The 26,480-nt window shown below is 66.0% G+C and carries 33 protein-coding genes; 25 read left to right on the forward strand and 8 right to left on the reverse strand.

Going from position 1 to position 26,480, the window contains the following annotated elements:
- Positions 1–13 precede the first annotated feature (13 nt).
- From QYM46_RS15230 to QYM46_RS15280, 11 genes are all read left to right on the forward strand, one after another.
- Positions 14–694, forward strand: a complete 681-nt coding sequence (locus QYM46_RS15230; protein ID WP_432789639.1) for a glycosyltransferase family 2 protein — start codon at positions 14–16, stop codon at positions 692–694.
- On the forward strand, positions 691–1,368 hold the full coding sequence (locus QYM46_RS15235; protein WP_432789640.1) for a TIGR04282 family arsenosugar biosynthesis glycosyltransferase: 678 nt from the start codon (positions 691–693) through the stop codon (positions 1,366–1,368). Before QYM46_RS15230 ends, QYM46_RS15235 begins: the two co-directional genes overlap by 4 nt.
- Positions 1,365–2,018, forward strand: coding sequence for a methyltransferase domain-containing protein (locus tag QYM46_RS15240; protein ID WP_432789641.1), 654 nt, complete (start codon positions 1,365–1,367; stop codon positions 2,016–2,018). The genes QYM46_RS15235 and QYM46_RS15240 overlap by 4 nt, the downstream gene beginning before the upstream one ends.
- A 3-nt stretch (positions 2,019–2,021) precedes the next feature.
- Positions 2,022–3,248, forward strand: coding sequence for a molybdopterin-dependent oxidoreductase (locus QYM46_RS15245; RefSeq protein ID WP_432789642.1), 1,227 nt, complete (start codon positions 2,022–2,024; stop codon positions 3,246–3,248).
- Position 3,249: 1 nt separating this feature from the next.
- Complete coding sequence (locus QYM46_RS15250) at positions 3,250–3,783, forward strand: hypothetical protein (protein ID WP_432789643.1); 534 nt, start codon at positions 3,250–3,252, stop codon at positions 3,781–3,783.
- Positions 3,776–4,591, forward strand: a complete 816-nt coding sequence (locus tag QYM46_RS15255) for an S-methyl-5'-thioadenosine phosphorylase (protein WP_432789644.1) — start codon at positions 3,776–3,778, stop codon at positions 4,589–4,591. The genes QYM46_RS15250 and QYM46_RS15255 overlap by 8 nt, the downstream gene beginning before the upstream one ends.
- The gene (locus QYM46_RS15260) at positions 4,588–5,631 is read left to right on the forward strand and encodes an NAD-dependent epimerase/dehydratase family protein (RefSeq protein ID WP_432789645.1); all 1,044 of its coding nucleotides are present in this window, start codon (positions 4,588–4,590) and stop codon (positions 5,629–5,631) included. The genes QYM46_RS15255 and QYM46_RS15260 overlap by 4 nt, the downstream gene beginning before the upstream one ends.
- Before the next feature lie 183 nt (positions 5,632–5,814).
- Entirely contained in the window at positions 5,815–6,582 is a 768-nt protein-coding gene (locus tag QYM46_RS15265; protein WP_432789646.1) for an ANTAR domain-containing protein, read from the forward strand.
- A 114-nt stretch (positions 6,583–6,696) separates the two neighbouring features.
- Complete coding sequence (locus QYM46_RS15270) at positions 6,697–7,020, forward strand: hypothetical protein (RefSeq protein ID WP_169253101.1); 324 nt, start codon at positions 6,697–6,699, stop codon at positions 7,018–7,020.
- Positions 7,021–7,132: 112 nt separating this feature from the next.
- Positions 7,133–7,276, forward strand: a complete 144-nt coding sequence (locus QYM46_RS15275; RefSeq protein ID WP_169253102.1) for a GPGG-motif small membrane protein — start codon at positions 7,133–7,135, stop codon at positions 7,274–7,276.
- 126 nt (positions 7,277–7,402) lie between these two features.
- The gene (locus QYM46_RS15280) at positions 7,403–8,545 is read left to right on the forward strand and encodes an FUSC family protein (protein ID WP_432789647.1); all 1,143 of its coding nucleotides are present in this window, start codon (positions 7,403–7,405) and stop codon (positions 8,543–8,545) included.
- A 150-nt stretch (positions 8,546–8,695) separates the two neighbouring features.
- Here the strand turns inward: QYM46_RS15280 and QYM46_RS15285 are convergent, their stop codons facing one another.
- A complete protein-coding gene (locus tag QYM46_RS15285) occupies positions 8,696–9,055 on the reverse strand; it encodes a hypothetical protein (RefSeq protein WP_432789648.1) in 360 nt (119 codons plus the stop codon).
- A 122-nt stretch (positions 9,056–9,177) separates the two neighbouring features.
- Between QYM46_RS15285 and QYM46_RS15290 the strand changes: the two genes are divergently transcribed.
- Genes QYM46_RS15290 through QYM46_RS15305 form a run of 4 tightly spaced genes read left to right on the forward strand, consistent with a single transcriptional unit; the run spans position 9,178 to position 12,741 of the window.
- Positions 9,178–9,999: a DsbA family protein gene (locus QYM46_RS15290; protein ID WP_432789649.1), complete on the forward strand. Its 822-nt coding sequence runs from the start codon at positions 9,178–9,180 to the stop codon at positions 9,997–9,999.
- Positions 9,999–10,712 (forward strand): DsbA family protein, encoded by a 714-nt coding sequence (locus tag QYM46_RS15295; protein WP_432789650.1) that lies wholly within the window; start codon positions 9,999–10,001, stop codon positions 10,710–10,712. Before QYM46_RS15290 ends, QYM46_RS15295 begins: the two co-directional genes overlap by 1 nt.
- Positions 10,712–11,563 (forward strand): cytochrome c biogenesis CcdA family protein, encoded by an 852-nt coding sequence (locus QYM46_RS15300; RefSeq protein ID WP_432789651.1) that lies wholly within the window; start codon positions 10,712–10,714, stop codon positions 11,561–11,563. Before QYM46_RS15295 ends, QYM46_RS15300 begins: the two co-directional genes overlap by 1 nt.
- Positions 11,563–12,741 carry a hypothetical protein gene (locus tag QYM46_RS15305; RefSeq protein ID WP_432789652.1) on the forward strand — a complete coding sequence of 393 codons (1,179 nt, stop codon included), beginning with the start codon at positions 11,563–11,565 and terminating at the stop codon, positions 12,739–12,741. Before QYM46_RS15300 ends, QYM46_RS15305 begins: the two co-directional genes overlap by 1 nt.
- Before the next feature lie 78 nt (positions 12,742–12,819).
- Here QYM46_RS15305 and QYM46_RS15310 read toward each other — a convergent pair whose 3' ends face one another.
- From QYM46_RS15310 to QYM46_RS15320, 3 genes are all read right to left on the reverse strand, one after another.
- Complete coding sequence (locus QYM46_RS15310; protein WP_432789653.1) at positions 12,820–14,109, reverse strand: MFS transporter; 1,290 nt, start codon at positions 14,107–14,109, stop codon at positions 12,820–12,822.
- A 137-nt stretch (positions 14,110–14,246) separates the two neighbouring features.
- Positions 14,247–14,480 carry a hypothetical protein gene (locus tag QYM46_RS15315; RefSeq protein WP_169253111.1) on the reverse strand — a complete coding sequence of 78 codons (234 nt, stop codon included), beginning with the start codon at positions 14,478–14,480 and terminating at the stop codon, positions 14,247–14,249.
- A 277-nt stretch (positions 14,481–14,757) separates the two neighbouring features.
- Complete coding sequence (locus QYM46_RS15320) at positions 14,758–15,417, reverse strand: DUF998 domain-containing protein (RefSeq protein WP_432789654.1); 660 nt, start codon at positions 15,415–15,417, stop codon at positions 14,758–14,760.
- A gap of 122 nt (positions 15,418–15,539) precedes the next feature.
- Here QYM46_RS15320 and QYM46_RS15325 point away from each other — a divergent pair, with 122 nt between their 5' ends.
- Entirely contained in the window at positions 15,540–16,034 is a 495-nt protein-coding gene (locus QYM46_RS15325) for a MarR family winged helix-turn-helix transcriptional regulator (protein WP_432789655.1), read from the forward strand.
- 9 nt (positions 16,035–16,043) lie between these two features.
- On the opposite strand, the gene QYM46_RS15330 is transcribed toward QYM46_RS15325, so the two are convergent.
- Complete coding sequence (locus tag QYM46_RS15330; RefSeq protein ID WP_432789656.1) at positions 16,044–16,736, reverse strand: SDR family oxidoreductase; 693 nt, start codon at positions 16,734–16,736, stop codon at positions 16,044–16,046.
- A gap of 92 nt (positions 16,737–16,828) precedes the next feature.
- Between QYM46_RS15330 and QYM46_RS15335 the strand changes: the two genes are divergently transcribed.
- Positions 16,829–17,188 (forward strand): MerR family transcriptional regulator, encoded by a 360-nt coding sequence (locus tag QYM46_RS15335; protein WP_432789658.1) that lies wholly within the window; start codon positions 16,829–16,831, stop codon positions 17,186–17,188.
- Positions 17,189–17,234: 46 nt separating this feature from the next.
- Here the strand turns inward: QYM46_RS15335 and QYM46_RS15340 are convergent, their stop codons facing one another.
- Positions 17,235–18,401: an aminotransferase class V-fold PLP-dependent enzyme gene (locus tag QYM46_RS15340; RefSeq protein ID WP_432789659.1), complete on the reverse strand. Its 1,167-nt coding sequence runs from the start codon at positions 18,399–18,401 to the stop codon at positions 17,235–17,237.
- A gap of 230 nt (positions 18,402–18,631) precedes the next feature.
- Here QYM46_RS15340 and QYM46_RS15345 point away from each other — a divergent pair, with 230 nt between their 5' ends.
- Positions 18,632–19,297, forward strand: coding sequence for a hypothetical protein (locus QYM46_RS15345; RefSeq protein WP_432789660.1), 666 nt, complete (start codon positions 18,632–18,634; stop codon positions 19,295–19,297).
- A gap of 99 nt (positions 19,298–19,396) precedes the next feature.
- Here the strand turns inward: QYM46_RS15345 and fdhD are convergent, their stop codons facing one another.
- Positions 19,397–20,278 carry a formate dehydrogenase accessory sulfurtransferase FdhD gene (fdhD, locus tag QYM46_RS15350; protein ID WP_169253116.1) on the reverse strand — a complete coding sequence of 294 codons (882 nt, stop codon included), beginning with the start codon at positions 20,276–20,278 and terminating at the stop codon, positions 19,397–19,399.
- 15 nt (positions 20,279–20,293) lie between these two features.
- Complete coding sequence (locus QYM46_RS15355; protein ID WP_432789661.1) at positions 20,294–20,827, reverse strand: MogA/MoaB family molybdenum cofactor biosynthesis protein; 534 nt, start codon at positions 20,825–20,827, stop codon at positions 20,294–20,296.
- A 234-nt stretch (positions 20,828–21,061) separates the two neighbouring features.
- On the opposite strand from QYM46_RS15355, the gene QYM46_RS15360 reads away from it, so the two are divergent.
- From QYM46_RS15360 to QYM46_RS15390, 7 genes are all read left to right on the forward strand, one after another.
- On the forward strand, positions 21,062–21,541 hold the full coding sequence (locus QYM46_RS15360) for a DoxX family protein (RefSeq protein ID WP_169253118.1): 480 nt from the start codon (positions 21,062–21,064) through the stop codon (positions 21,539–21,541).
- Positions 21,542–21,748: 207 nt separating this feature from the next.
- Entirely contained in the window at positions 21,749–22,195 is a 447-nt protein-coding gene (locus tag QYM46_RS15365) for a MarR family winged helix-turn-helix transcriptional regulator (protein ID WP_432789662.1), read from the forward strand.
- Between the two features lie 62 nt (positions 22,196–22,257).
- Positions 22,258–23,547, forward strand: coding sequence for an LLM class flavin-dependent oxidoreductase (locus QYM46_RS15370; RefSeq protein WP_432789663.1), 1,290 nt, complete (start codon positions 22,258–22,260; stop codon positions 23,545–23,547).
- Entirely contained in the window at positions 23,544–24,110 is a 567-nt protein-coding gene (locus QYM46_RS15375; RefSeq protein WP_432789664.1) for an NADPH-dependent FMN reductase, read from the forward strand. The genes QYM46_RS15370 and QYM46_RS15375 overlap by 4 nt, the downstream gene beginning before the upstream one ends.
- 85 nt (positions 24,111–24,195) lie before the next feature.
- On the forward strand, positions 24,196–24,453 hold the full coding sequence (locus QYM46_RS15380; protein WP_432789665.1) for a CopG family transcriptional regulator: 258 nt from the start codon (positions 24,196–24,198) through the stop codon (positions 24,451–24,453).
- On the forward strand, positions 24,450–24,824 hold the full coding sequence (locus tag QYM46_RS15385; protein ID WP_169253122.1) for a type II toxin-antitoxin system VapC family toxin: 375 nt from the start codon (positions 24,450–24,452) through the stop codon (positions 24,822–24,824). Before QYM46_RS15380 ends, QYM46_RS15385 begins: the two co-directional genes overlap by 4 nt.
- A 343-nt stretch (positions 24,825–25,167) precedes the next feature.
- Entirely contained in the window at positions 25,168–26,430 is a 1,263-nt protein-coding gene (locus QYM46_RS15390) for a calcium:proton antiporter (protein WP_432789666.1), read from the forward strand.
- Positions 26,431–26,480: the final 50 nt, after the last annotated feature.

The following is a 26,480-nucleotide window of genomic DNA, read 5'->3' on the forward strand; positions in this document are numbered from 1 at the left end:
GTAGTGTCGCCCTATGCCCGATCCCCTTGCACGTGAGCCGCTTGCCTGCACTGTTGTGATTCCATGCCGCGACGAGGCACCGGCCCTGCCGGGAGTCTTCAGCACGATCCCCGAGCGCATGGAGGTGATCGTCGTGGACAACGGGTCGGTCGACGACACCGCCGACGTCGCCCGCCGCCTCGGCGCCGACGTGGTCCACGAAGAGGTCGCCGGCTACGGCGCCGCTGTGCACACCGGAATCCTCGCCGCCACGACCCCCTTGGTGGCAGTGCTCGACGGCGACGGGTCCATGGACGCCGGCGACCTGGCCGAGCTGGTCACCGTGGTGGACCGCGGAACGGCCACGATGGCGATCGGACGCCGCCGCCCGGAGACCAGAGACAGCTGGCCGTGGCACGCACGGGCCGGAACCGCCGTGCTCGCCTGGTGGATACGGCACAGCAGCGGTTTCGCGGTGCATGACCTGGCCCCGATGCGCGTCTGCCGCCGGGACGATCTGCTGGCCCTGGATATCAGAGACCGGAGGTTCGGCTATCCGCTGGAGCTGATGATCCGGGCGTCTCGAGCCGGTTGGACCGTGCACGAGAAAGACATCGTCTACCGTCGGCGCGCACAGGGAACGAAATCCAAGGTCTCCGGGACGGTGGTGGGGACATGGCGGACCATCGTCGATTTCGCCGGGGTGCTCAGGTGAGCGCGACGCCGACGGTGCTGGTGGTCGCCAAGGCACCCGTCCCCGGTCAGGCCAAGACCCGTTTGGCGGCGACCATCGGCGACGCGACGGCCGCACGGATCGCCGCCGCATCGCTGCTGGACACGCTCGAGGTCGTGAACGGCCTGGGCTGGCCCGTGGTCATCGCGATGACCGGTGACCTCGATCAGGCGGCCCGAGGAGGCGACATCGCCTCGGCGTGCGCCGGGCACCGGGTCATCGCCCAACGCGGCGACTCCTTCGCCTCCCGGCTCATCGCCGCGCACCACGATGCCGACTCCGGGCACGGTGTCATCCAGATCGGCATGGACACGCCGCAGGTCACCGCCACCGACCTCGAGGCTGCGGCAACGGCCTTGGACAGCCACGACGCCGCGCTCGGCCTGGCCGAGGACGGAGGCTGGTGGGTGCTGGCGGTGCGCAGGCCCGGCTGGTCGTCCTGCCTGTCTGCGGTGCCGATGTCGAGACCCGACACCGGTGTGCGCACCGAGGAGGCGCTCCTGCGCGAGGGCGCTCGGGTCGCCGCCGTTCCCGTCCTGGCCGATGTCGATCGGTGGGAGGACGCACACGCGGTCGCCTCCCTCATCCCGCACAGCCGTTTCGCCGCCGAGGTCGCACACGCCGCCGACCGTGAACAGATCGGAAGCCAACCATGACCGACACCATCGACTTCGCACCGCTCGACGCCTTGAACGCCGCGATGTCGGGTCACGACTGCGACGTGGTCAGGGCGGACGGCACGACGATCCGTTTGGATGTCCAACAGTGGATCGGCGCCCCCGACGCCGCCGACCATGCGCTGTTCCTCGACCGCTGCACCGGCCCGACCCTCGACGTCGGCTGCGGTGCGGGACGTCTCGCCGGAGCCCTGGCCGCTCGCGGCGGCACGGCTCTGGGGATCGATGTCTCCCCCGTCGCGGTGAGGCTGGCCCAGGAACGCGGCGCGACCGCCGTCCACGGCAGCATCTTCGATGCCGTGCTCGACGGAGGCAGCTGGCAGTACGCTCTGCTGGCGGACGGAAACGTGGGCATCGGCGGCGATCCGGTCCGGCTGCTGCAGCGGATACGCGAGCTGATGCGCCCGGCAGGATCCGTCCTCGTCGAGGTCGACGCGCCCGGCACGGGACTGGCCCACGAGAGAATCCGACTCCGCGTGCGAGGACAGCTCACCGGCGCATTCGCCTGGTCACGCGTCGGTGCCGACGCCATCGCCGACGTGGCCGCAGCCGCAGGTCTGCACGGCTGCCGACTGCACAGCCATGGAAGCCGTCACGTCGCCGAGCTGACCCGCGACGGGCAGGCCTGAACGATGCGCTGGCGCAGCCCCCTGCGCGGACCGTGGCTGACCTCGGTCTTCGGCGCCGTACTCCTGGTCGCACTGCCGATCGTCGCACTGACCGGTCTGCTCTCCTACCTCGCCTATGCACCGCAGCTGGGACAGGCCATCCCCGGGGACGCGGGCTGGCTGCGGCCCCCGCCCCTCGAATGGCCGACCTCTCCCTCCTGGGCCTACCAGCTCAACCAGGGCACCCACGTCGTGCTCGGCATGGCGGTCATTCCGCTCGTGCTCGCCAAACTGTGGTCGGTGACGCCGAAGCTCTTCGCCTGGCCGCCGGTGCGCTCGATTGCGCACGCCCTCGAGCGGCTGTCGCTGCTCCTGCTCGTCGGCAGCATCCTGTTCGAACTCGTCACCGGCGTGCTGAACATCCAATACGACTACCTCTTCGGGTTCAGCTTCTACGTCGCCCACTACTACGGGGCGTGGGTCTTCATCGCCGCCTTCGTAGCTCATGTGTGCCTCAAACTTCCGACGATGATCTCGTCCCTGCGTTCCCGGTCGTTTCGCGCCGAGCTGCGCACGCCGCTTGCCGAGACTCACCCGGAACCGGCCGATGCCGACGGACTGGTGGCCGCTCGCCCGGACCCGCCGACGATGAGTCGTCGCGGTGCACTGGCAATGGTCGGCGGAGGATCCGCGCTGATTGCGCTGCTGACCATCGGCCAGTCGATCGGCGGCGCATTCCGGCCGCTGTCCGTGCTGCTGCCCCGAGGGCGCGTCCTCGGCGACGGACCCAACGACTTCCAGGTGAATCGGACGGCCGCCGCCGCCCGGATCAGCCCCGATGACACCGGCGAGGCATGGCGTCTGCGGCTCAGCGGCGGACCCGACGATGTCGTCGTCGACCGCGCGCAGCTGCTGGCGATGCCCCAGCACACCGCCGACCTGCCGATCGCGTGCGTCGAGGGATGGTCGACGACGCAGACCTGGACCGGTGTGCGCCTGGCCGACCTGGCGGACCTGGCCGGCGTCGGCGAACCGTCCTCGGCGCGAGTCGAATCGCTGCAGAAGTCGGGGGCGTTCCGGGCCGCCTCGCTGCAGCGCAATCAGGTGCTCGCACCCGACTCGCTGCTGGCACTGCGCGTCAACGACGCAGACCTGTCTGACGATCATGGCTTCCCGGCCCGGATCATCGTCCCGGCCATGCCCGGTGTGCACAACACCAAATGGGTGCGCTCGATCGAGTTCAGGAGCTGATGTGCCGAACTCTCACGGACGATTCCGCAGATTCTACGGAGCCGGTCTGCCGCATCTGCTGGTGCTGACGGGATGCTTCCTCATCGCCGGCTGTGCACTGACTGCCCTGGGCCCGGACCGATTGTTCGGAGCGGACGTGTGGTGGCAGTCCATCGCCGTGTGGTTCGTGGGTGCGGCGATCGTCGTCGATCTCGTCCTGCTTCCCCTGTGCGCCGCGGCGAACAGGGCGCTCCTCGCCGCCCTCGGCTCCCCACGTACCGATCCGCACACCGGTCCCCGAATTCCGGTGATCAACCACATCCGGGTGCCGGTGCTCGCCAGCGGACTGCTGCTCATCGTGTTCCTGCCCGGCATCATCGAACAGGGTGCGCGCACCCACCTGGCTGCCACCGGACACACTCATGCGCCGTTCCTCGAACGCTGGCTGTGGATGACGCTCCTGTTCTGCTGTCTCAGCGCCCTGGCCTACGCAGTCCGATTCTGCGTGCGCCGGGGACGACAAACACCAACAACCGAAGGAGAACGTGATGACTGAATCACCCGACGTCGCCATCATCGGCGGCTCCGGCTTCTACACCTTCCTCGAGAATCCCGAGGAGATCGAGGTCGAGACGCCGTTCGGAGCACCATCGGCGCCCGTCGCGATCGGCAGCATCGCCCACGCGGGCACGAACCGGACCGTGGCCTTCCTGCCCCGACACGGTCAGGGCCACGAATACCCGGCTCACCGCGTGAACTACCGCGCCAACATGTGGGCCCTGCGCAGCCTCGGAGTCCGGCAGGTGCTGGCGCCCTGCGCTGTCGGCGGCCTCAACCCCGAACTCGGGCCCGGCTCGCTGGTGGTCCCCGATCAGCTGGCCGACCGGACATACGGACGGAAGCAGACGTACTTCGACGAAGGCGCCTGCCATGTCTCCTTCGCCGACCCGTACTGTCCGCGGCTGCGCACCGCTCTGCTCGACGGGCTCGCCGCCGATCGCGAACCGCCGATCGACGGCGGAACCATGGTGGTCATCGAGGGCCCGCGATTCTCCACCCGGGCAGAGTCCCAGTGGTATGCCGCACAGGGGTGGGACATCGTGAACATGACCGGCCAGCCCGAGGCGATCCTGGCCCGCGAACTCGAGCTGTGCTATGCCACCACAGCATTGGTCACCGACCTCGACGCGGGCATCGACGCCTCACACGCCGTCGCTCAGTCCGAGGTCTTCGAAGTCTTCGCCGAGCACACCGAGCGGTTGAAATCGAGCCTGCGCACCGTGATCGCCTCCCTGTCGACCGACCGGCCGTGCGACTGCTCCAAGGCGTTGGACGGAATGACCCTGCCGCTGGAGCTGCCATGAAGGTGCTGCTGACAGGCGCCGCCGGATTCATCGGACGCCACATCCATGAGGCCGCGACCGCCGCGGGCCACGAGGTCACCGGCGTCGACCTCATGCTTCCGCAAGCCCACGGGACCACCGCCGAGGCGCCTGCCGGGGTGATGCACGGCGACATCCGAGATCCGCACCTCCTCGACGAGCTGCTCGCCGATGTCGACGTCGTCTGCCATCAGGCCGCCACCGTCGGCAACGGCGTCGATGCCCAGGACCTGCCCGGCTACGCCGCCCACAACGATCTCGGCACCGCTACCCTGCTGGCGGCGATGGCCCGGACTCAGACGACTCGTCTGGTGCTGGCTTCGTCCATGGTCGTCTACGGCGAAGGACGATACACCTGCCCTGTCGACGGCGATGTGCCGCCGGCACCACGGGAGGACAGGCGACTGCGGTTGGGCCGCTTCGACCCGCTGTGCCCACGCTGCGGAGGCGAGGTCGCGCCCCACCTGATCGGCGAAGAGGCACCCTTTGCTCCGCGCACGGCCTATGCCGCGTCGAAGATCGCTCAGGAGAACTATGCCGCCGCCTGGTGCACCTTGGAATCGGGCCGCGCCATCGCTCTGCGCTACCACAACGCCTACGGGCCCGGCATGCCGGCGGACACTCCCTATTCCGGGGTCGCGGCCATCTTCCGCTCGGCGCTCGAACACGGAGAGCCGCCGCAGGTCTTCGAGGACGGCAATCAGCTCCGGGACTTCGTTCACGTCACCGACCTCGCCCGTGCGAACGTCGCCGCGATCGACGCGGTCGGGGACCACCCTCTCGGAGTGAGCGCCTACAACATCTGCTCGGGGCAGACCTACACGATCGGTGACATGGCCCGACGACTGGCTGCGGTGATGAACGGCCCGGCACCGGTGGTCAACGGCCGATACCGGTCCTTCGACGTCCGGCACGTCGCCGCCTCCCCGCAGGCGGCTGCCGACGGCCTGGGCTTTGAGGCCAGGATCGGTCCCGACGAGGGCATCGCCGAACTCGCAACGGCACCGCTGCGCCACCGTTGACGGGTCTCACGGTCGTCGCTTCCCGCCGCATGGGAGGCCGCGATCGAACAGCCTCGGCGACGCTGTCCCTCACAAGTCGACACCGCCGCATCCGACAGCCACAATAGGGTCATCGATTACGGTGACGACGTCTGGCCCCGATGGTCGCCGATTCAGGACAGTCCGCCGAAAGCGAGAACACCGATGCATGACAATCAGGTCGAAGCCACCGATGATCGTCCCACCGAGCCCTCCCCGGCTGAGGGAGCCGATAACGACGCCGATTCGCCAGCCCTGACCGCGGAGATCGGAGAATGGGCGCGCTCCATGGCCCAGGAGTCCGACGACCTCGTCCTGGAGATGATGGTTCAGGAGGCCCTGCGAGTGATTCCGGGAGTCGACTATGCCTCCCTGTCCATCGTCGGCCGCGACCGCCGCATCCGGTCATGCGCGCCATCGCATCCGATCCCGGAACGTTTGGATGCCGTCCAGTCCGAACTCCAGGAGGGCCCGTGCCTCGAATCGATTCGTCAGGAGCGGATCGTGCGCGCGCCCGTCTTCGACGAGTCGTCGCCGTGGCCGGGTTTCGCCGCCCGTGCCCTCGACGAAGGAGTGCGGAGCATGCTCGCCTTCCAGCTCTTCGTCGAGGTCGACAGCCTCGGCGCGCTCAACCTCTATTCCGTCGAACCACGCGCGTTCACCCGCGACTCCGAGGAGATCGGATCGGCGCTGGCGGCACATGCATCGTTGGCGCTGGCCTATTCGCAGAGGCAGGGGCAGCTCTTCGAAGCGGTGTCGTCCCGCGATCTCATCGGTCAGGCGAAAGGGATCCTCATGGAGCGCCACAAGATCGGCGAACACGATGCCTTCCGCGTGCTCACGGCGGCCAGCTCCCGGTCGAACAGGAAGCTCCACAGCATCGCCGAGGAGCTCGTCGCCACGGGCATTCTGCCGGGAGCGGCCGCCGGCTGAGCGCCGCGGAGGTCCGGCCGCGATGCCCTCTCGTTCGAGGTTTGGCGACGGTGGGGAGCTTCGCTAGACTTCACTCAGGTCAAACAGTCGGCCTGCCTTCTTTAGGAGACCGCTGTGTACACCCTTCTCAACAATCGTGCGGCCGCGAAGTTCGACCTCTATCTGCCGGGCCGCCTCGTCGCCTCCTTGCACTATACGATCTCGCCGCAGGAGATCATGTTCGTCTACTGCGAGGCCATCGACCCCACCGATGCCGATCAGCACTGCCGGGAACTCATGCGCCTGGCCATCGAAGACACCCGCAACCGTCGCATCCCGATCACCGTCTCCTGCCCGATCGCATGGAAGTCCATCGATGACGATGCCGCCCTCCGATCGGGTCTCCAAGCTCTGAAGTCCAGCTTCGGACGCAAAACCCACCAGCCGGCTCCGCAGTGACGGGGATCTTTCCCCGATGCTGCTGAGCGGCCGCCGGCACCGAATCCCCGGCGCCGACGGAACAGCAATGCACACAGTGGCTCCGCCACCGAACAAGAAAAGAGAGTCCGCCATGGCATTCGTCCTCTGGATAATCGCAGCTCTGCTCGTCATCTCCGGGATCTTCGCGATCTTCCGTAAACAGCTCCTCTGGGGCATCGTCCTCATCGTCGTCGGATGCCTGGTGGGCCCCGGAGGCGTGAGCATCTTCACCTGAGTTCCCCGGGATCTCTGGCCCCGCGGCGCGTAAGACCACGCACCGCGGGGCCAGTGCTGCCCCGGCGCAGGTCGACTCTGATCGCATTCTGCCGCGACAGCCACCCAGCGAATCGAAAGGTTCACCATGACCGATGATCGATCACCTCACCGCCGCGCTCAGACCGGCCGGTCGGCGTTGGACGCGGCGCTCGGGCACATCAAACGCCCGGAGTTCGCCACCGATCTGCTCCAGATCGCCAAGGGCGTGCTCGCCGCCACCGGCGCCTGGTGGCTGTCCAGCACGGTCTTCGACAGTCGGATGCCGTTCCTCGCTCCGTGGACGGCTCTGCTGACCGTCCATGCCACGGTCTACAGGTCGCTGTCGCGAGGGGTGCAGACGACCATCGCGTCGGCCATCGGCGTCGGCATCTCCTTCCTCATCGGCAGCTACCTCGGTGTCAGTCTCTGGACCTTCGCTCTGGCGATGTTCGTCGGTCTGGCCGGAGCCAGACTCTCCTGGATCCGTGACGAAGGGGTCGCGATCGCCACGACCGCGATCTTCATCCTCGGTGCCGGTTTCGATTCACAGCAGCCGCTGCTCGCCGACCGCCTCCTCGAGCTCGCCCTCGGTGTGGGCGTCGGTATCGCCGTCAACCTCATTGTGCTGCCGCCCTTGCGCGACCGTCAGGCGGAGCGCTATATCGACAGCGTGAATCGGCAGATGGGCGAGGTGCTCATCGACATGTCCGACCAGTTCACCCATTCGTGGAACACGGAATCTGCCGAGAACTGGTTCGAGAGGACCGAGGCGATGAGCCGAGAGCTCGACTCCGCCTGGCAGACCGTGCGATTCGCCCGCGAGAGCCGCCGTGTCAACCCGAGAACGGCGCTCGGGGTGAGGAGGCAGCGCCGGTCCCCCGCCGCCGACACGACTGAGCAGGAAGGTTTTGAGAGCATCCTGCTCAGGGCCGACGAAGGCGTCTCGCATCTGCGCAATCTCGCCCGCACGCTGCGCGAAGCCTCAGCGTCGGAACGCGATTGGGACGACGCCTTCCGCACGGAATGGGCGGCGATCGTCGCCGATGCCGGCCGGTCGATCGCCGACCCGGATGCCGAAGTCAGTCCGATCTACGATCGCCTCGAACAGCTGTCGACGGCGATTGCTCAGGAGCGGAGGCTGACGGGAACCTCGTGGCCCATCTACGGCACTCTCATCACGAGCCTGCGCCATATCGTCGTCATCGTCGATGATGTGGCATCGGCTCGCAGTGCACGCGAGGCCACATGAGCCACTCAGGCGGGCACGCCGCCCAGCATGCTGGCGATCAGCCCGAGAACTGCCAAGGCTGCCACGACGAACACGATCACACGTTTGCGCATGGTCCGGATTCTACCGTGGCACACCTGGCCGCAGTCGAGTCACAGCGCCACTCCGGTCTCACCACGGGTTGGCCTCCTGCCAGCGGGTGAACCAATAGCGGTCGCCCTGATAATGCGACTTCTCCGGCGTGCACCCCGTCAGATCCGAATGCTCTCCCAGCCACATCCGCACAAGCGGCATGACCTCGTCCAGAGACTCGACCCAGTCGTCGAGCGGCAGCAGCAGAACCGAACCGTCGTCGGAGGTCAGGCGGCACGAATAGTTCGGCAGACCCTCGGTGATCTGCGAATGCGTATACCTGATCTGATCACAGCCGGTGGTGAGGTAGAAGCGGATGAACTCACCACAGACATAGGAGCACAGCGTTTTGAAGTTCCGGTAGCGGACCATCCACGCCGGAGGATCATATTCAGACATGTGTTCTATTCTAGGTCCTGAGTCTGACAGACAACAGCCGATCGGTAGAATCGGAACTGCACCGTCCCCTGCCGATTCCCCGCCCGTGGGCCCTCGGCGCTCGTCGATCTTCGGAGGAATCAGTGCTCAGGTCGGAACGCGGCCCCATGTTCTGGCTCGTGCCCATCTGCATCGTCGTCCTCGCCGCCGCTCTCATCGGCGTGGTCGTCGTCAACAAAGACGGCTCCTCCGACTCAGCCGCCTCTGAGGCATCCGATGGTTCTGCCGATTCGTCCGGCACGAGCGGCTCAGGGGATGGAACCGGCCAGACGAGCGAGTCCGGTCAGACGAGCGACGAACCCGACTTCAGCTTCCTCGAACGCCACGACGCAGAAGACAGTCGCGCCGTCGGCGATGACGACGCCCCGGTCACCCTCATCATGTATTCGGACTACCAGTGCCCGTACTGCGCAACCTGGAACGACGAAACCCTGCCGGAGCTCATGGACTTTGTCGACGACGGTGAGCTGCGCCTGGAGATGCGCGACCTCGCGGTCTTCGGCGAGGCATCCGGAACAGCCGCCCGGGCCGCCTTCGCCGCCGGCGAGCAGGACGCCTACCTCGAATTCCACAACGCACTGTTCGACGACGGCAAGCACCGGTCGGAATCGACGCTGTCACAGGACGCACTCATCACCCTCGCCGAGGACCTCGGCCTCGACGGGCAGCAGTTCAACCAGGACATGAACGCGGTCACGGCCCACGAAGACCTCGAAGCCAATTCGGCGGAGGCCCGATCCATCGGGGTCACCAGCACGCCCGCGTTCATCATCGGCGGCACCCCCATCCTCGGGGCACAGCCGACCAAGGAGTTCGTCGACGCCGTCGATTCTGCCCTCGCCGAGGCGGACGATACCGGCAGCGCGGACAGCGCGGTTCGCGATGACGGGCACGGGCAGCCCTGATGGCCAAGCACGCCGCACCCAGGGTGCACATCCGGTGGTGGATCCCCGTCCTCGTCATCGCCGTGGCCGCTTCCCTCATCGCCCTCATCCTCGTCAACGACACCGGCGAGGACTCCGCGCCCACCGCCGGGTCGCCCCTCGAACCGAACCCCGTCGTCACCGAGGTCGAGGACCCGGAGCAGGCCGACGTCGACAAGGACGCCGCGGCCAAGGACGATGACCCGCTGGCCGATGGACCGACCGATGCCCCGGTCACCCTCGTCGTGTTCTCCGACTATCAGTGCCCGTTCTGCGCCGCCTGGAGCAAGGACACTCTGCCGACGATGCTCGAGTACGTCGACGATGGGAATCTGCGCATCGAATGGCGCGAGGTCAATGTCTTCGGCTCCGCCTCGGTGCAGGCCGCCCTGCAGGACAGGCATTGGGAGTACCACGCCGAACTCTTCGCAGGCGGCGAACCCCGCTCTCCCGGTGAGCTCACCCCCGAAGCCCTCACCGAGGCGGCCGACACGGTCGGTCTCGACGTCGACCGGTTCACCGACGACATGAACGCGAAGTCCACCGCCGAGGCGGTCGAGGAGAACGCGGCCATGGGCACCGACCTCGGCGCGTTCTCCACCCCGACGTTCCTGCTCAACGGGCAGCCGTACGTCGGTGCGCAGCCGACGGACGTCTTCGTCGACGCCATCGAAGAAGCGAAGGGATCGAACTGATGGACATCACCCTGCTCAGCGCCTTCCTCGGTGGAGTCCTCGCCCTGCTCAGCCCGTGTGCGGCCCTGCTGCTGCCCGCGTTCTTCGGCTCGACCGTCGGCACCGGATCGAAGCTGATCGGCCATGGGCTCGTCTTCTATCTGGGCATGCTGCTCGTGCTCATCCCGCTGGGCATGGGCGCGGGCACGCTCGGGTCGCTGTTTGCCGACCATCGCGGCCTCATCGTCGGCATCGCCTCGATCGTGCTCATCATTCTGGGAATCGTTCAGTTCTTCGGTTTCGGTTTCGATCCGGCGAAGTATCTTCCCGGCGCCGAGGCGGCCCGCACCAGATCATCGACCGCGACGGGATGGACGAAGACATTCCTGCTGGGAGCCACGAGCGGGATCGCCGGAGTCTGCGCGGGGCCCATCCTCGGCGCCGTGCTCACCTTGGCCGCGGCGAAGGGGCATATCGTGCTCGGCGGGCTCATGCTCGCCATCTACGGCGCGGGCATGGTGGTGCCGCTGTTCATCATCGCCGCGCTCTGGTCCCGGCTGGGTGCCCGCGTGCGGAAGGTGCTGCGCGGCGGTTCGATCACGGTCTTCGGACGTCGGCTGCCGGTCGTGTCGATGGTGACCGGTCTGCTGCTCATCGTCATCGGAGTGGTCTTCTGGATCACGAACGGCCTGGTGTCGGCCCCGTCGGTGGTGTCGACGAGTTCGCTGGCGCAGATGCAGGAGTGGGTCGGTTCGTGGTCGTCGACGACCGTGGACATCATCGTCATCTGCGTGCTCGCCGCGGCCGCGCTGGTGTGGTGGTTCCTCCACGAACGCCGCCGGATGCGCAAGGCCGCCGAGGTGAGACACTGATGCGCACTCGCACACTGGCGGGCCTGGCACCCGTAGCGGCGGCGCTCGCTCTGGTGCTCACCGGGTGTTCCTTCGGCACTGCACCGGAGGACTTCGACCGTTCCCCGGAGACGGTCGACACCGATCTTAAAGCGGCCGATACGTCGGATCTGCAGCTGCCGCTCATCGTCGAACCGCTCGAGCTCGTCGAACCGGGTTGGGATCTGCCCGTCCAGCCAGCCGGCTCTGTGTTCCTGTCTGCCGGTTCCGGCGAGGAGTCACTGACGTATTCGGCGGTGAACACGAAGGGCAGACAACTGTGGCGCGCCGAGCGCCCGAGCGGCTGCACCGGCTTCACCGTCACCGCCGACGGGGACACTCCCCTGGCGGTGCTCACGGATTCCAAGTCGAGCACGGACTGCGATGAGGACGTCACCGCCAGTGCCTATGACTTGAAGACCGGGAAGAAGGCGTGGGGTCCGGTCGACGTGCCCGGACCCTTGCGGGGACCCGGCACGGTCTTCGCCGCCGAGGACGCACCCGCGGACGACGCGGTCGTCCTCGACCCGGCCACCGGGGAGCCGGCCGAGGATGCGGATGGCGGGGGTTCGGATGGGGTGCGCCACCTCGGCGAGTATCAGGGTCTGATTCTCGACATCACCGACGGCAAGCTCGTGGCCAGCGAGGCTGGGGCGACCGTGTGGGAGCATTCGCTGGCCGACAACGATTGGGATGCCGAGAAGCTCACGGCGGCTGCGGGCGCGGCGACCGGGGAAGGCTTCATCCGCCTCGATGCCGGTGACGGTGTCGGACCGGTGTTCGATCGGGAAACGGGCGATCTGCTCGATGACGATGCGCGCGGGGTCGCCCGCGATGCGAACACGCAGGCTGTGGTCACGCTCGGGAAGTCGGGGATCACCGTCATCGATGAGACGGGCAAGAACGAGCTGCCGGTGTCGGTGCCGCGGTCGGTGCACCTCGAGGCGGCGGCCGGTGGGCTGCTGTATCTGCGTGAGGGCGGGAAGCTGCGGGTGCACAATGCGACCACGGGGTCGTTGGCACGCGGCTACCGGGCCGATGGGTCTGGCGCCGTCGCGATCCCCGATGTCATCACCCCTGCGGGCGTGGGCACCCTGCGGGCCGGGGACCGAACCCTGCTGGCCACCGATCGGGTGGTCGAGGAGTCGGGCGAGGGGTAGTTGCCGCTGGCAGTGGCCGGGGCCGCGCTGTCACCGGCGCTTGTCGTCAGCGGCTGTCAGCAGCGGCAGCGATTTAAGTCAGCGCCGTGAGCTCACACGAATGAGGACGAGCGCGAGGATCACGCACAGCACGTAAGTGATGCCGACGGTGATCCAGCCGAGGACGAAGCCGCCGGGTGAGCCGACGATGATGCCCATGAGCAGCGGGCCCAAGGCGAAGCCGAAGAACATTCCGGCCGTGACCATGCCGCTGGCCGAGACCATCGAAGATGCCGGAATCGCGCGCATGAGCGCGGCCATGAGCACCACCGAGACGCCGAGCGCGGAGATGCCGTGGAAGGCCACGGCCACCCAGACGAGCAGAGCCCACCCGGCCGCGTCGGCGATGAGGAACAGCACCGCTCCGGCCAGGGCGATGAGGGCCAGGACCAGCAGCAGGCGGGGGCCCGAAGCGCCCTTGGCCATGCGCCTTGCCCAAGTGACTCGGGCGATGACGCCGATGACGCCGGCCAGTGCGGCAGTGGCGCCGCCGAGGACGAGGGAGAAGCCCATCTCGCGCACGGCGAAGAGCGGTATGTACACGTTCGTCGCCTGCACACCGATGCCGTTGATGAGCCCGAACAGCGACAGGGCCCACACCATGCCGGGGTGCTTGGCCGGACGGGCGGGTCCCGGTTCGGGGTCACGGCGGGCCGCCTCGGCGGGGGTGTCGTTCGGGGCGGTTGGGGTGGGGTCGGCCGCCTCGGCGGGAGTATCGGTCGAGGTTTTCGGAGCTGTCAGCAGCGGGGTGGCGCGCAGGGAATACCAGGTCATCGCGAGCAGGATGAGCGGGATGATCGCAACGGTGAGTGCGGCGCCGCGCCACCCGATACCGAGCGCGAGGACGGGGAAGGCGAGGCTGGCGACGAGCTGGCTGACCTGGACTCCGGACTGTTTGATGCCGACCCAGCCGATGCGTTTGGTGTCGGGGACGCGTTCGAGGAGGATCCGGTTGGTCACGCCGTTGGGAAAGGATTGGGCGATGCCGGACAGGGCGGCGGCCACCAGCAGCAGCCAGAATCCGTCGGGCACGGCCACGAGCAGAAGGGCGAGTGCGGCAAGGACGAAGATGAACGCCATGAGCGAGAGGTCGGAATGCCGGTCGGCGAGGCGGCCCAGGGTGGCGTTGCCGATCGCGGCGGCGCCGAAGCAGGTGGTGGCAAGCAGACCGAAGTGGGCTTCGGAGATGCCGAGCTCGGCGATGATCGAATCGCTCGTGGCACTGAGGCCGTAGAGCATGATGGGCCCTGCGGCGACGGCGCCGAGGAGGACGGTGAGCAGACCGATGCCAGGGGTCTTCTGATCCGGGTTCCGGCCGTGGTCGGCCATTGCTCATCTCCTGTCGCCGGCATGCGTCAACTCAGCATGCTAGCCGGAGGCGGACGGCGGGTGTCGGGGTGTCTCAGGTGCGGTGATGCAACCGCGGTGGCACAGCGCTACGGGGGCAGAACGGGTGCGGGTCTGACTCAGCCTTTCGACCGGCGCACCGAGGACCGGTAGGCCAAGGCGATGTCGATGGCGAGGATGCCGGCACCTCCGACGAGGACGGCGAGCGCCACCGCCACCGGGTGCGGTTCGTTCCAGGCCAGCAGTCCACACAGCACGGAGGCGAAGATGATGATGAGCGCCCCGTTCCGGAGGCGCCTGACCAGGTTGGCCTTCTCATCCGAGTTCTCAACGGCCTGCAGCGTGTAGGTCATCGTCACTCCATCTTGTCGTCGGCATCGCCGCGAGCTGCGGTCGGGATGCGCCTGTATCTGTCGGTCGCGCCCGTTCCGTCGGCACGGAAAGGCGCCGAGAGTAAGAGTAGCCTCGAGTTCGCGCTCCGATCGCCACATGAAGAAATTGTTGAATGTTGCAGATATTTCACAATGGCCGCCCTGCCCCGGTCGGGGGGGGGCCGGATGGCTGCCCGCCGCCGGAGAGACGACGGACGATCGTTATGGCCGTGTTATCGAATTGCCGAGGGTTCGGGGTTCAGCGTCGGGAGACGTCGGGGTGCGGAACGATCCGGTAGACCCAGAGGCAGCTGACGAGCAGCCAGGCGAATCCGGCGACGACCGCCGCCCACAGCAGGCCCACGCCGACCGGAGAGGCAGACAGCGCGGCCCCGGCGAGGAACGCGACGATGACGATGATGCCGAGGATGCGGGAGGCCAGTGCCCGCCCGCGTTCACCGCGACGGGCGAAGGTCCCGGCCAGAATGAGGGCGGCCACGGTCAGGCCGATGAACTGGGCGGCGCCCACGACCAGGTGCAGGATTCCACTCGCGGTGGCGGTCGCCTCGGCGCCGGGAGGGAAATCGGCAACGGGATCGGGGCGGAATACCCCGGCGAGCACGAGCGCGGCGCCGGCGATGATGACGGCGATGCCGGTGCCGCGTGACCGATCGGTGGGCGCGCGCAGCAGTCCCCACCCGGCGACGATGGCCATGATGCCGGTGATGGCGAAGTTGAGGATCTGGAGCCAGCCGCCCTCGCCGAGGCTGAGCAGACTGAGCGAATGGCGGGTCAGGTCGAATCCGTCCCTGGTCAGGGCGAGGATGAGCCCGAACACGAGGTAGAAGGGACCGGCGACGACACCCCACCCGAGCATCGATCGGGTGACTGCGGCCGGGACGTCGAGACCATCTGACATACTATTACGATAACCGAAATATCTTGAAACCGAAAGAGATTGCCGTGCGCAGGTCTGGACTGGATATGGGCCTGGCGATGGCGGCGCACGACTTCCCTGCCGAAGACTGAGAGGATGTGGATATGAGCGATCCCGTTCCCGAGATCCCCGAGATCAATTCGGGCGAGACCCCGATGTGGCGCGTCCTCGACCGCTATCGGGAGCTCGAACTCCAGCTGGCGATCTTCGGCCAGCACCTCAGCGCGCGGCTGGGAATGCGTCCGATCGATCTGCAGTGCTTCAACCTCGCCCACCGGCACGAGGCGGTGACGACCGGTGAACTCGCGCGGATGCTCGCGCTGCCGCCGGCGACGACGACGGGCATCATCGATCGGCTCGTGCAGCAGGGCTGGGTGGTCCGCGAACGCTCGGAGACCGACCGGCGCACCGTCGTCATCCGCGTCGATCCGACCCGCCTGCCCGAACTGTTCGCACAGTTGGCACCTTTGGGAGAGGAGCTCGGGGCCGGGCTGTCCGGGCTCGATGACGCGACCTTGGAGGCGATTGCCGGGTTCCTCGATCACGCCGCCGAGGCGACCCGCCGGGCGGTCGGAACCGACCGGCGGGGAGACGACTGAGCGACCGCTTCAGCCGGCGAAGCTTCCGCGATCGTCGGACAGCCCGGACTTCAGCCCTTGCGCCGCGTCGTCAGCCAGGATCTCATTCACCCCTCCTTCGAACTGGTCAAGAACGGTGGCAACGAGTTCCTCGGGGCGATTCTTGGGTACGTCGATCCCTGCCATCATGTCGGTGTCAGTGCTTCCGAGCAGTACCGAGCTGACCTGGATGCCCGCCCCCGCCAGCTCCTCCCGCAGCCCGTTCGACATCGCCCAATTCGCGGCCTTCGACGCTCCATAGGAGTTCGAGTGCTCGTACCCCAGCCACGCCATGACGGAGGAGACATTGAGAAAGGCACCTCGGCCGCGGTTTCGCATGGCCGGAGCGAAGGCTCTGATCATCCGCAGGGCACCGAAATAGTTGACCTCGATCTCTCGCCTGATGTCGTTCAGGTCTCCGTCGACGAGGCGGGCGAAGGATGAGAATCCTGCGTTGTTGATGACGATGTCTGCGTGGCCGACCGCGTGAGCCGCGTCGTCGACGTGTTGCTGGTCGGTGACGTCGAGACGAATAGCGTCGACCCCGGGCAGATCGACGAGCTCTGGATTACGCGCTGCGGCATAGACTCTTTCCGCACCGCGCTCGAGCAGTTGCGCGGCGAACTGCTTCCCCAGCCCGCGGTTCGCGCCGGTGACAATGACGACGCTGTTCTTGATCTTCATGGCAGTGTTTCCTTTCGCATCTCCCGCCGATTCAGGCGGGTACTTCGATGCTAAAATCTGACGTTGACGTCAACTTCAAGGTAAAGAGACACATGTCACAGAATCCGCAGTCGTCGGTGCTGTTGTCGATCGGAGAGACCGCACGTCGCGCCGGCAGCAGTCCGCGCGCCCTCCGCTACTACGAGGAGCAGGGCCTTCTGGCGCCGAAGCGCACCGCAGGAGGTCAACGTCGCTATCCGACCGACGCTGTCGAGCGAGTCGTGCTCTACCGCAGGCTCATCGACGCGGGCCTCGGCACCGCGGTGATCCGAGAGCTACTGCCGTGCATGAATGGTTCAGCGGCCGCTGACACCGTGGCGACGCTGCAGCGCGAACACAAGAAGCTGCTGGCACAGGCCCGTGAGCTCGAGGCGACTGCGGGCAGGCTCGAAAGCATCCTCGAATCGCTCTGAGTTCTCGTCAGCCGATCGTGGACGCTCGGGCCTCAGATGGCACCCGTCAAGCAGGCGGGTAGTCCGTCACAGCGTTGAGCGCCATATCGACGTCGGTCTCGTCGTTGAAGAGGTGGAATCCGAAGCGCATGTTCCCTCCGGCCTGCGAGTACCGCACTCCGGCTTCGTCGAGTCGGTCGAGGGCACCGGGCCAGGACCGGTCAGCGATGTCCAGGCCGATCGAGACGATCGCCGAATTCGACTCCGCTAGGCCGAGCCCGGTTCTGAAACGGTTGGCCAAAGCGAGGTCGTGAGTATGGAGCCGGTCGACTCCGACGTCGAGCAGCAGTTCGAGCGCGGGCGCCGTGCCCACCCACGAGTGCCAGGCCGGGGAGATGTCGAAGGCGCGGGCACCGTCGGCCAGATGCATCGGCATCCCGTAGCTGGCCGCTCCCCCGGCCGCGAACCAGCCCGCTGCCAGAGGCTTGAGTCGATCGAAGAACGCTGCGCGGTGCGGTTGGTCATCGTGTGCGGCTGCCAACTGCGACGGCATTGTGAGGAACGCCGTCCCGCGTGGGGCGCACAGCCATTTGTAGGCGGCGACAGCGAGGAAGTCAACGTCGGCGGCGTCCAGCGGCAGCCATCCGGCCGCCTGTGTCCCGTCGAGGACGGTCAGGGCCCCGACCTCGCGGGCGCGCTGAGTGATCGCCGGGATATCGGCGACCTCGCCGGTTGCCGACTGAGCGGCGGAGACGGACACGAGCGTCGTGGACTCGTCGACCGCCTCGGCGAAGGTGTCAAGCGGCGCGGTGCGCACCCGCACGCCGCGGTCGGCGTGGACGGCGAACGGGTAGACCCCGGAGGTGAATTCGATGTCGGGGATGAGGACCTCCGCGCCGTCGGGCAGTGCCGTGGCGATCGGGGCGAGCAGCTGGGACACGGCCGCCCCGGTGGCCACCTGATCTGCGGGAACACCGACGAGGCGGCCGAAGAGTTCGCGACTGGTGTCGACCGATTCCGCCCACCGCGGCCAAGGCACGCTGCCGACCCGCCATTGGTCGAGGGATCGCTGCATCGCCTCCCACCCGCGCCGAGGCGGCGGACCGTATGAGCAGGAGTCGAGGAAGGCCGTCTGCACGTCCCATTCGGTGCGCGCCTGCGCGACGGTCAAGGGGTGGGCGGAAGGGGCCGCAGTTTCGAAGTCGGCCCGGGCGGAATCGGCATTGATGTCCATGCCAGCGAATCTAGCACTGGAACGACAGGGGCGCCTCGGCGAGTAGACCGAGAGATCGATATCCCCCACGCCTCTCGACGATGCGCACTTGGTGGATCGTTATGAACGGCCGCAGTCGTTGGCAATTTCTCCCACCGCTTTACACTTTGAAACCTTCGTGCAATACTCATCGACATAGCTCCTCGCCGTCCTCCGGGACTGGCGAGGCTTTTTTACATCCAGGAGCCGCAATGTCGCAGCTGCGAACCGCCATCGTCATCGACTACCAAAATCTGCACTTGACCGCGCATGGCCTATTCGACAGGTACCGCCCTCCTCACGAGTCGCTCATTCATCCAGGCCAGTACGCCAAGAACCTCATACAGCGGCGAAACTCCATCATCAGGGACCGGTCAGAAGCTGTTCTCACAGAAGTCGACGTCTATCGAGGTCTTCCCAACGCCAAACACGACCCAGATTTCTATGGTCGAAACCTTGCCCATAAATCACAGTGGGAGCGGGACCCATCGATTCACATTACTCACCGCCCTCTTAAATACACCTACAAATATGCGGATGATGGCACCAGGGCCACCGATGGACAGGGAAATTTCCTCATTGCCAAGCGCGAGGAAAAGGGCGTAGACGTACTGTGTGCATTGGGTCTTGTGAGGCGCTCCCTTGAAGAAGACATTGACCTCGTCATCCTCTGCACTCAAGATACGGATCTTTCTCACGCTATCGACGAAGTACTCCACTACGGACAGGCCAGAGTGGAGACGGCTTCATGGTTCGCTAAAGACGAATACAGGCGCAGCAAGGAGATTCGACCCAGCCTTAAGGGAATTCGGATCTGGAACACTCGCATGGGGCAGCGAGAATTCTTCGGAAGCATTGATCGCACACAATATTTCTGAGTCGGGCGACGAAGCCTTGCGTGCCGAGTCAACGCGACTGGCAAAGAGCTCCAACTGGGACGGGACAAGCCATTCTTACAGGCAATCGCTTCGGCGAGGTCAGGCCACGCGCTCGGGATACGAGTACGCGTTGAACTTGCCCTTGCGGTTGAAGCCGATGACGCTCACGCCGACGTCTTTGCCGTAGTCGACGGCCATCGCCGAGGGGGCGCTGACGGCGGACATCATCGGGATGCCGGCCATCGCGCACTTCTGGACGAGCTCGAACGATGCCCGCGCGGACACCTGCAGGACTGTCGACCGCAATGGCAGGCCGCGGTTGGCCATGGCCCAGCCGATGACCTTGTCAACGGCATTGTGCCGGCCGACGTCCTCACGACCGACGAGCAGTTCGGGTTCTGCGTTCGGATCGTCTCCGACGGCGAAGAGCGCAGCGGCATGGACCCCACCGGTCTTGTCGAAGATCTCCTGCGTCTGCCGCAGTCGATCGGGCAGCTCACCGATCCGAGCCGCGGAGAGCAGCCGAGGGAACTCGTATTCTCCTTGGTCCTCGACATGAAAGGCAGCGGGGATGAGAGGGAACGCGGAGGTCTTCGTCACGGCATCGGCGGCCGCGGTTCCACAGATTCCACACGAGGATGAGGTGTAGACGTTGCGGGCAGGCGCCGTCTCGGGATTCCAGATCCCAGGAGCCAGACGCACCTGGGCCACGTTGTAGTTCCGGCTGCCGTCGGGGGCGAGTCCGGCGGAGAAGTTGACCTCTTCGATATCGTCCATCGAGGTCACGACCGCCTCGGAGAGCAGGTAGCCGGCGATGAGTTCCACGTCGTGCCCGGCGGTGCGCATGGTCACGGTGTACTGCTCACCGTTGAGTTGGATCTCCAGCGGCTCCTCCCCAGCCAGGGAATCCGGGCCGGCCGAGATCTCACCGGTGGCATCGAACTTATAGACCCGGGCTCGCACGGCCTTGCGCATCGGCATGTTCGCGTTCCTCTCTCAGACCCGCGGACCGTGGTCGGTGGTGTCCTCGACGGAGGTCTGAATGTGTTCGAGGAGGTCGTCGATGACGGTGATTCCGTCCTTGACCCCGCCCTTCGAACCGGGGAAGTTGATGACGAAGCTGCGTCCCCGCACTCCCGCGACTCCGCGGCTCATCACCGCCGAGGATGTTGATTCGAGACCCTTGCGCCACATCGCATAGATGAGGCCCGGGGACTGGCGTTCGAGGAGTTCGGCAGTGAACTCCGGAGTGCGATCGTCGGGAGCGAGCCCGGTACCGCCGCTGGTGACGATGATGCGAGGACGGTCGGCTTCCGGAGTGTCGACGAGGAGTTGCTTGAGTGCGTCACCGACGGGTTCGCCGTCGCGGACGACGATGGCATCGGGCGTCTCATAACCGCGGCCGCGCAGCCAATCGACGAGGATCGGACCCGTCGTGTCCGCGGCCTCTCCCCTGGCCGCCGAGGTGGAGGCGATGATGACCGCAGCCTTGCGTCCCGCTCCGAGGAGTTCGCTCTTCTCTTCGCTCACCTATTTGTCCTCTTCCCAGTTCAATTCCAATTGCGCCCGTGGGCAGCGCATCCGGTACGTGCGCCTGCTCGCGGTCTCTGCGCTCACCCGCGAGGCACAGTCTTTGCCTCTATTGTCCCACTCCGGTCAGAGATGGCCAGCGCAAAGACCACACACGGGCTGAGGGTATTCAGCGTCTTGCCATGTTCGACACATACCGTGTGATTGCACTTTCAACCAATCTTGGAGATCACCGTGTACGCAACGACCGGACTGCCGACCTCTGCCCGCGACATCATCACCCTCATCGCCCGGATCGGCCTCGGCGCGATCTTCATCGCCCACGGGTGGCAGAAGTTCAATGAGTGGACCATCGCCGGGACCAGCGATTCGTTTGCGCAGATGGGAGTGCCGATGGCCGATATTGCGGCCCCGGTTGCCACGTTCATCGAACTCATCGGCGGAGCGCTGCTCATCCTCGGCGCGCTCACTCCTCTCGTCGGATTCCTGCTGGCAGCAGACGTCATCGGCGCCCTGATCATCGTCCATCTCACTCCCACCCCGTTCGTCGATCAGGGAGGCTGGGAGCTCGTTGCGGCGCTGGCCGCCGGCGCTCTGCTGATCGCCGCCGCAGGTCCCGGCCGTCTGAGCGTCGACCGCGTCCTCTTCGCCGGCAAGGCAGGCAAGGGGCGCAAGCGCTCGAGCGCCTCTCGTGCCGTGGCCGCTGACGCCTGAGCCGCTGGCCGGAAGTTTCTCACCTCGGCCAAACGGTGGTCACGTTCGGACACTTTCCTCCACCGGCAAGCGTCCGAATGTGGCCACCGTTTGCATTCCAGGCCGCACAGGCGTGCGCGCCTCATCACACGCACACAGGTAATGTGAGGACGAAGCGCGTCGACAACTACGTCAGCAGCCCATGCGCAGTGAAGAGAAGGAGTCACGATGGACGACCTCGACCTGAGCACGCTCATCTGGCTGCGCATGGCTCGCTTCGTCCAGAACAGCAACCAGCTCTCGAACCAGCACCTGCGCCAATTCGGGCTCACCGTCGCTCAGTTCGAAGCCCTCGCCCATATCCGGAATTTCGAACCCATCACCCAGTCCGAACTCGCCGCAGGACTGACCGTCAGCGGCGGCGGGATCTCCCGCATGCTCGCCCGCCTCGAGTCCGAGGGCCTGATCTCCCGCGAACAGGACTGGAAGACCAAACACATCTCGCTGACACCCAAGGGCCGCGACCTCCTCGAGCGCGCGTTCCCCTCCCAGCTTCAGCAGCAGTCATCTCTGTTCAACGATGCTCTCACCGAAGACGAGAAGGTGCAGCTGCACGCGCTCATGAAGAAGCTCTACGACACCAGCCGGAAGCGCGGCGAGAACTCGCGGGAATAATCCCGCCACCGTCTCAGTTGACATGGCAAATGACATTTCCGTCGCCGTCACGAGGAGACACCTTGAGCGAGTCCGCCCAGCAGCACACCGCCCCACCGCAGCACTCCGGAACGGCTGATTCCCAGCCGTCAAGGCCCCCGAACTATATGCACGAATTCGGACTCGACCGAGGTAAAGGACTGCAGTTCGGCATCTACAGCCTCGGCGATCATCTGCCTGATCCGCACGACGGATCACGTGTCGACGCAGGTCAGCGCATCCACGAATTCATCGGCTATGCCCAAGCCGCCGAGGCAGCAGGACTCGACTTCGTCAGCCTCGGCGAGAGCCATCAGGAGTTCTTCGCCTCGCAGGCCCATGCCGTCATCCTCGGCGCGATCGCCCAGGCCACGGACACGATCCGCATCGGCAGCTCCTCGACGATCCTGTCGACCTCGGATCCGGTCCGCGTTTTCGAGAACTTCGCAACCATCGACCTCATCTCCGGCGGCCGCGCCGAACTCGTCGCCGGTCGCGCCTCCCGGGTCGGCCTGTTCGACCTCCTCGGCTACGATCTGCGCGACTACGAAGAGCTGTATGAGGAGAAGCTCGATCTGCTGCTGACAATCAACCGCGAGCAGCGAGTGACCTGGTCCGGTCAGTTCCGGGCACCGCTCAACGACGCCGAGGTCCTCCCCCGCCCCACCGGTGAGTCTCTGCGCATCTGGCGTGCCGTCGGCGGAGCGCCGGCGAGCGCGGTGAAGGCAGGGCTGGCCGGGGTTCCCATGGTCATGGCCCACCTCGGCGGGACCACCTCGGTGTTCAAGGGCACCGTCGATGCCTACCGTCGCGCGGCCGCTCATGCCGGATTCGATCCGGCGACCCTGCCGATCGCCACGGCCGGTTTCTTCCACGCCGCGGAGACCTCGCAGGAGGCGCTGCGGGGAATGTATCCGCACATCAACGAGGGGATGAAGCGCACGAACGGGCAGGGCATGCCCAAGCAGCACTTCGCGCAGAGCGTCGACCCGGCATCCATCGCGAACATCGGCAGCCCGCAGCAGATCATCGAGAAGATCCTCCACCAGCATGAGGTCTTCGGTCATCAGCGCTACCTCGCACAGGTCGACTTCGGCGGAATGCCGTACGCGGACGTGATGAAGCAGATCGAGATCATCGGCACCGAAATCCTCCCCGCCGTGAAGAAGTACACCGCTGCCGCGCCTGCTGAATCGCCGACCGAATCAGCCGGTTCCGCGTTCGGCCCTGCTGGTTCCGCGTTCGATTCCGCCGGCTCCGCATCTGGCCCTGCCGGATCCGCGTACGGCCCTGCCGGCTCCGCTTTCGACTCCGCCGAGGAGGCCCTGTCATGAAGCTGGTTCTGCTGTCCGGGTCGAACGTCGGAACGAAGACCCGGACCGTGATCGATCACCTCGCCGAGGCGGTCGCCGCCTACGACCCCACCATCGACGTGAGCGTCATCGACCTCGCCGAGGCGGACATGATCTTCGCCGACGGGCGGCACTTCACCGAGTACACCGGTGACACCGGACGGGTGGCCAGGGAGCTCATGGCCGCTGATGCGATGATCATCGGCACCCCGATCTTCCAGGCGTCGATCCCGGCGGCGCTGAAGAACGTCTTCGATCTGCTGCCGACGAGCGCCTTCCTCGACAAGGTCGTCGGCGTCATCGCCACGGCGGGGTCGTCGAAGCACTATCTCATTCCGGCCCAGCACCTGCTGCCGATCCTCAGCTACATGAAGGCGCAGGTCGTCCAGCCGTACGTGTTCATCGAGGAGAGCGACCTGCACCGCGGCGAGATCGTCAGCCATGACGTCCTGCAGCGCCTCGACCGCCTCGTCGAGGACACGATCGTGCTCACCCGCACTTTTGCCTCGATTCGGGAGGAGCGGGACGCCGCCTACGGGTTCTGATTACGGGCGCTGACGCGGCAGCATCCCTGCACTTTCACACTCGTTCGGCAGAGACACGAATCATGTGATGATGTAGAATTACATCATGCAACGCACTCAGATTTCATTGACCGTCGAAGCCCGCAGGCTGCTCGATAACGAAGCGTTACGGACGGGCCGATCGATTTCTGCGTTGATTCGAGATGCCGTTGAAAATACATATGGTGCGGGTCGAAGCACCGACGACGATTACAGCGCCATCGAAGAGGCTTTTGGCGCGTGGATCGATCGACAAGAGGACGGGGAAGCCTACGTCGAACGCCTACGCTCCGGAGACAGGTTCAACCGAGCGCTGACGCAATGACTGTCGTCGATACATCCGTCCTCATCGATGTCCTCCGTGGACGCGAGGCGGCGAAAGCTGCGCTCTTCGCAGCACGCGCGGACGGCCCTCTGCATGCCAGCGAAATGAGTCGCCTCGAAGTGCTCGCTGGAATGCGAACAGGGGAAGAAAACCCAACTCGCAGCCTGTTGTCCGTTCTCACCTGGCACCCGGTCGACGAGTCGATCTCGGAGCTCGCGGGCGAGCTGGGCAGAGCCTGGCTGCCCGGCACTCGCGGTATCGATTCAGCCGATTTGGCTATCGCAGCGACCGCAGTATCTCTGAGCACAACTCCCCTGACGCTCAACGTCAAGCACTTCCCCATGTTCCCTGGCTTGAGCGCTCCGTATTAGCCCGGCGCACAACCGGCCAATCCACTTTGGGCAGCTGCTCGATCCAGCGAATCGATACACCCTGCTCTGAATTTCACAGCGAGGAAAGTGGTCATTTCAGAGGAACCTATACAGAACCAGAACGTGAGCTCCGACGAAAGGCTCGCGCCCACCAACGCGCACCCCAATTTGGCCGACGACGCGCTTGAGCCGCGCCAGCACCCCAAGCCATCCGGTGCCCCAGATCACCCGATTTGCCGGGCCAGGCGGGCCTGGATAGTCTGAAAGTGGAAGAAACCAGTCGGGACGACCCGGCTGAGTGAGATTCACAATGAGGACGGCCTCAGAGACAGGAAGACCTTTCATGACCGCCGCCCTCCGTTCAATCATCACGCCGACCGCAATCCTGCGACTCGTCCTCGGCTGGGGCGTCTTCATCGCCCTGCAGTTCATGGGCTCTCTGATTGCCCCGCCGGTCCCCCTGCCGCTTCTCGTGACCGCGCTCATCGTCATCATCGCGGTCATCCTCATCTGCGCCTTCGGCGTCGTCACCGAGGCCGAGCACTTAGCGAACCGCCTCGGCGATCCCTATGGTTCACTCGTGCTGACGATCTCGATCTGCCTCATCGAAGTCATCCTCATCGCCGCGGTCCTGCTGGGTCCGGGCGATCACGCGACGATCGCCCGTGATTCGGTGATGGCGGTGTCGATGATCATCCTCGGCGCGGTCGTCGGCCTGTGTCTGCTCGTCGGCGGGCTGCGGCATGGGGCGCTCACCCACAATCGCACGGGCGTCTCGAACTACCTCGTCATGATCGTCGTGTTCGCCGCCCTCGCTTTCGCCGTGCCCGCCCTCATCGGCACCCCCGATGGCGCCTACGAGATCTGGCAGGAGATCCCGATCATCGTGGTCACCGTCGGTGCCTACGTCTTCTTCCTCTACCGACAGACGGGACCGCAGGCCCACGAGTTCACCGAGGCGGCGCCCGTCGGGTCTGCTTCGGCGGGCGCCTCATCGACTGCCGGAACGTCGCACTCATCCGTCGCCGAGGCGGCCGACCAGGCCGAATTGCGCCGTCCCCAGGAAGCCGGCCAGTCCGAATCACGCCGCCCGGAGGCGGCCGACCTGGCTGGCGACGAATCTCAAGGAATCGTCGCGATCATCTCGACCCACCGTGTGGAGATCGCCGTTCGGCTGACCCTCCTCGTCGCCACGGTGCTGCCGATCGTGCTGCTCTCCCATGACATGGCCTCGTTGCTCGACGACGGTCTGGGCCGCCTCGGCGCTCCTGTTGCTTTGTCCGGGGTGGTCATTGCGATGATCGTGTTCCTGCCCGAGACGCTGACGTCTCTGCGCGCGGCGTGGAACGGGGAGATCCAGCGCGTGAGCAACCTCTGCCATGGAGCACAGGTCTCCACGGTGGGGCTGACGATTCCGACGGTTCTGGTCATCGGCATGCTCACCGATCAGCCGATCGTGCTCGCCGAGTCACCGATCAACCTGGCGCTGCTGGCGATCACCCTGCTGGTCTCGATCATTGCGTTCGCGGGCAGACGCGTCACGGCCGTCCATGGAATCGCGCTGCTCGTCGTCTTCGCGGTATTCGGACTCGCCCTGTTCGTATGAGGCGGCTCAGTCGGGCGTGCCGACGAACACCCCAGTCCTGTCGGCACGCC

It is taken from the genome of Brevibacterium sp. K11IcPPYGO002 (genome assembly GCF_050920635.1).
In the GTDB taxonomy this organism is placed as follows: domain Bacteria; phylum Actinomycetota; class Actinomycetes; order Actinomycetales; family Brevibacteriaceae; genus Brevibacterium.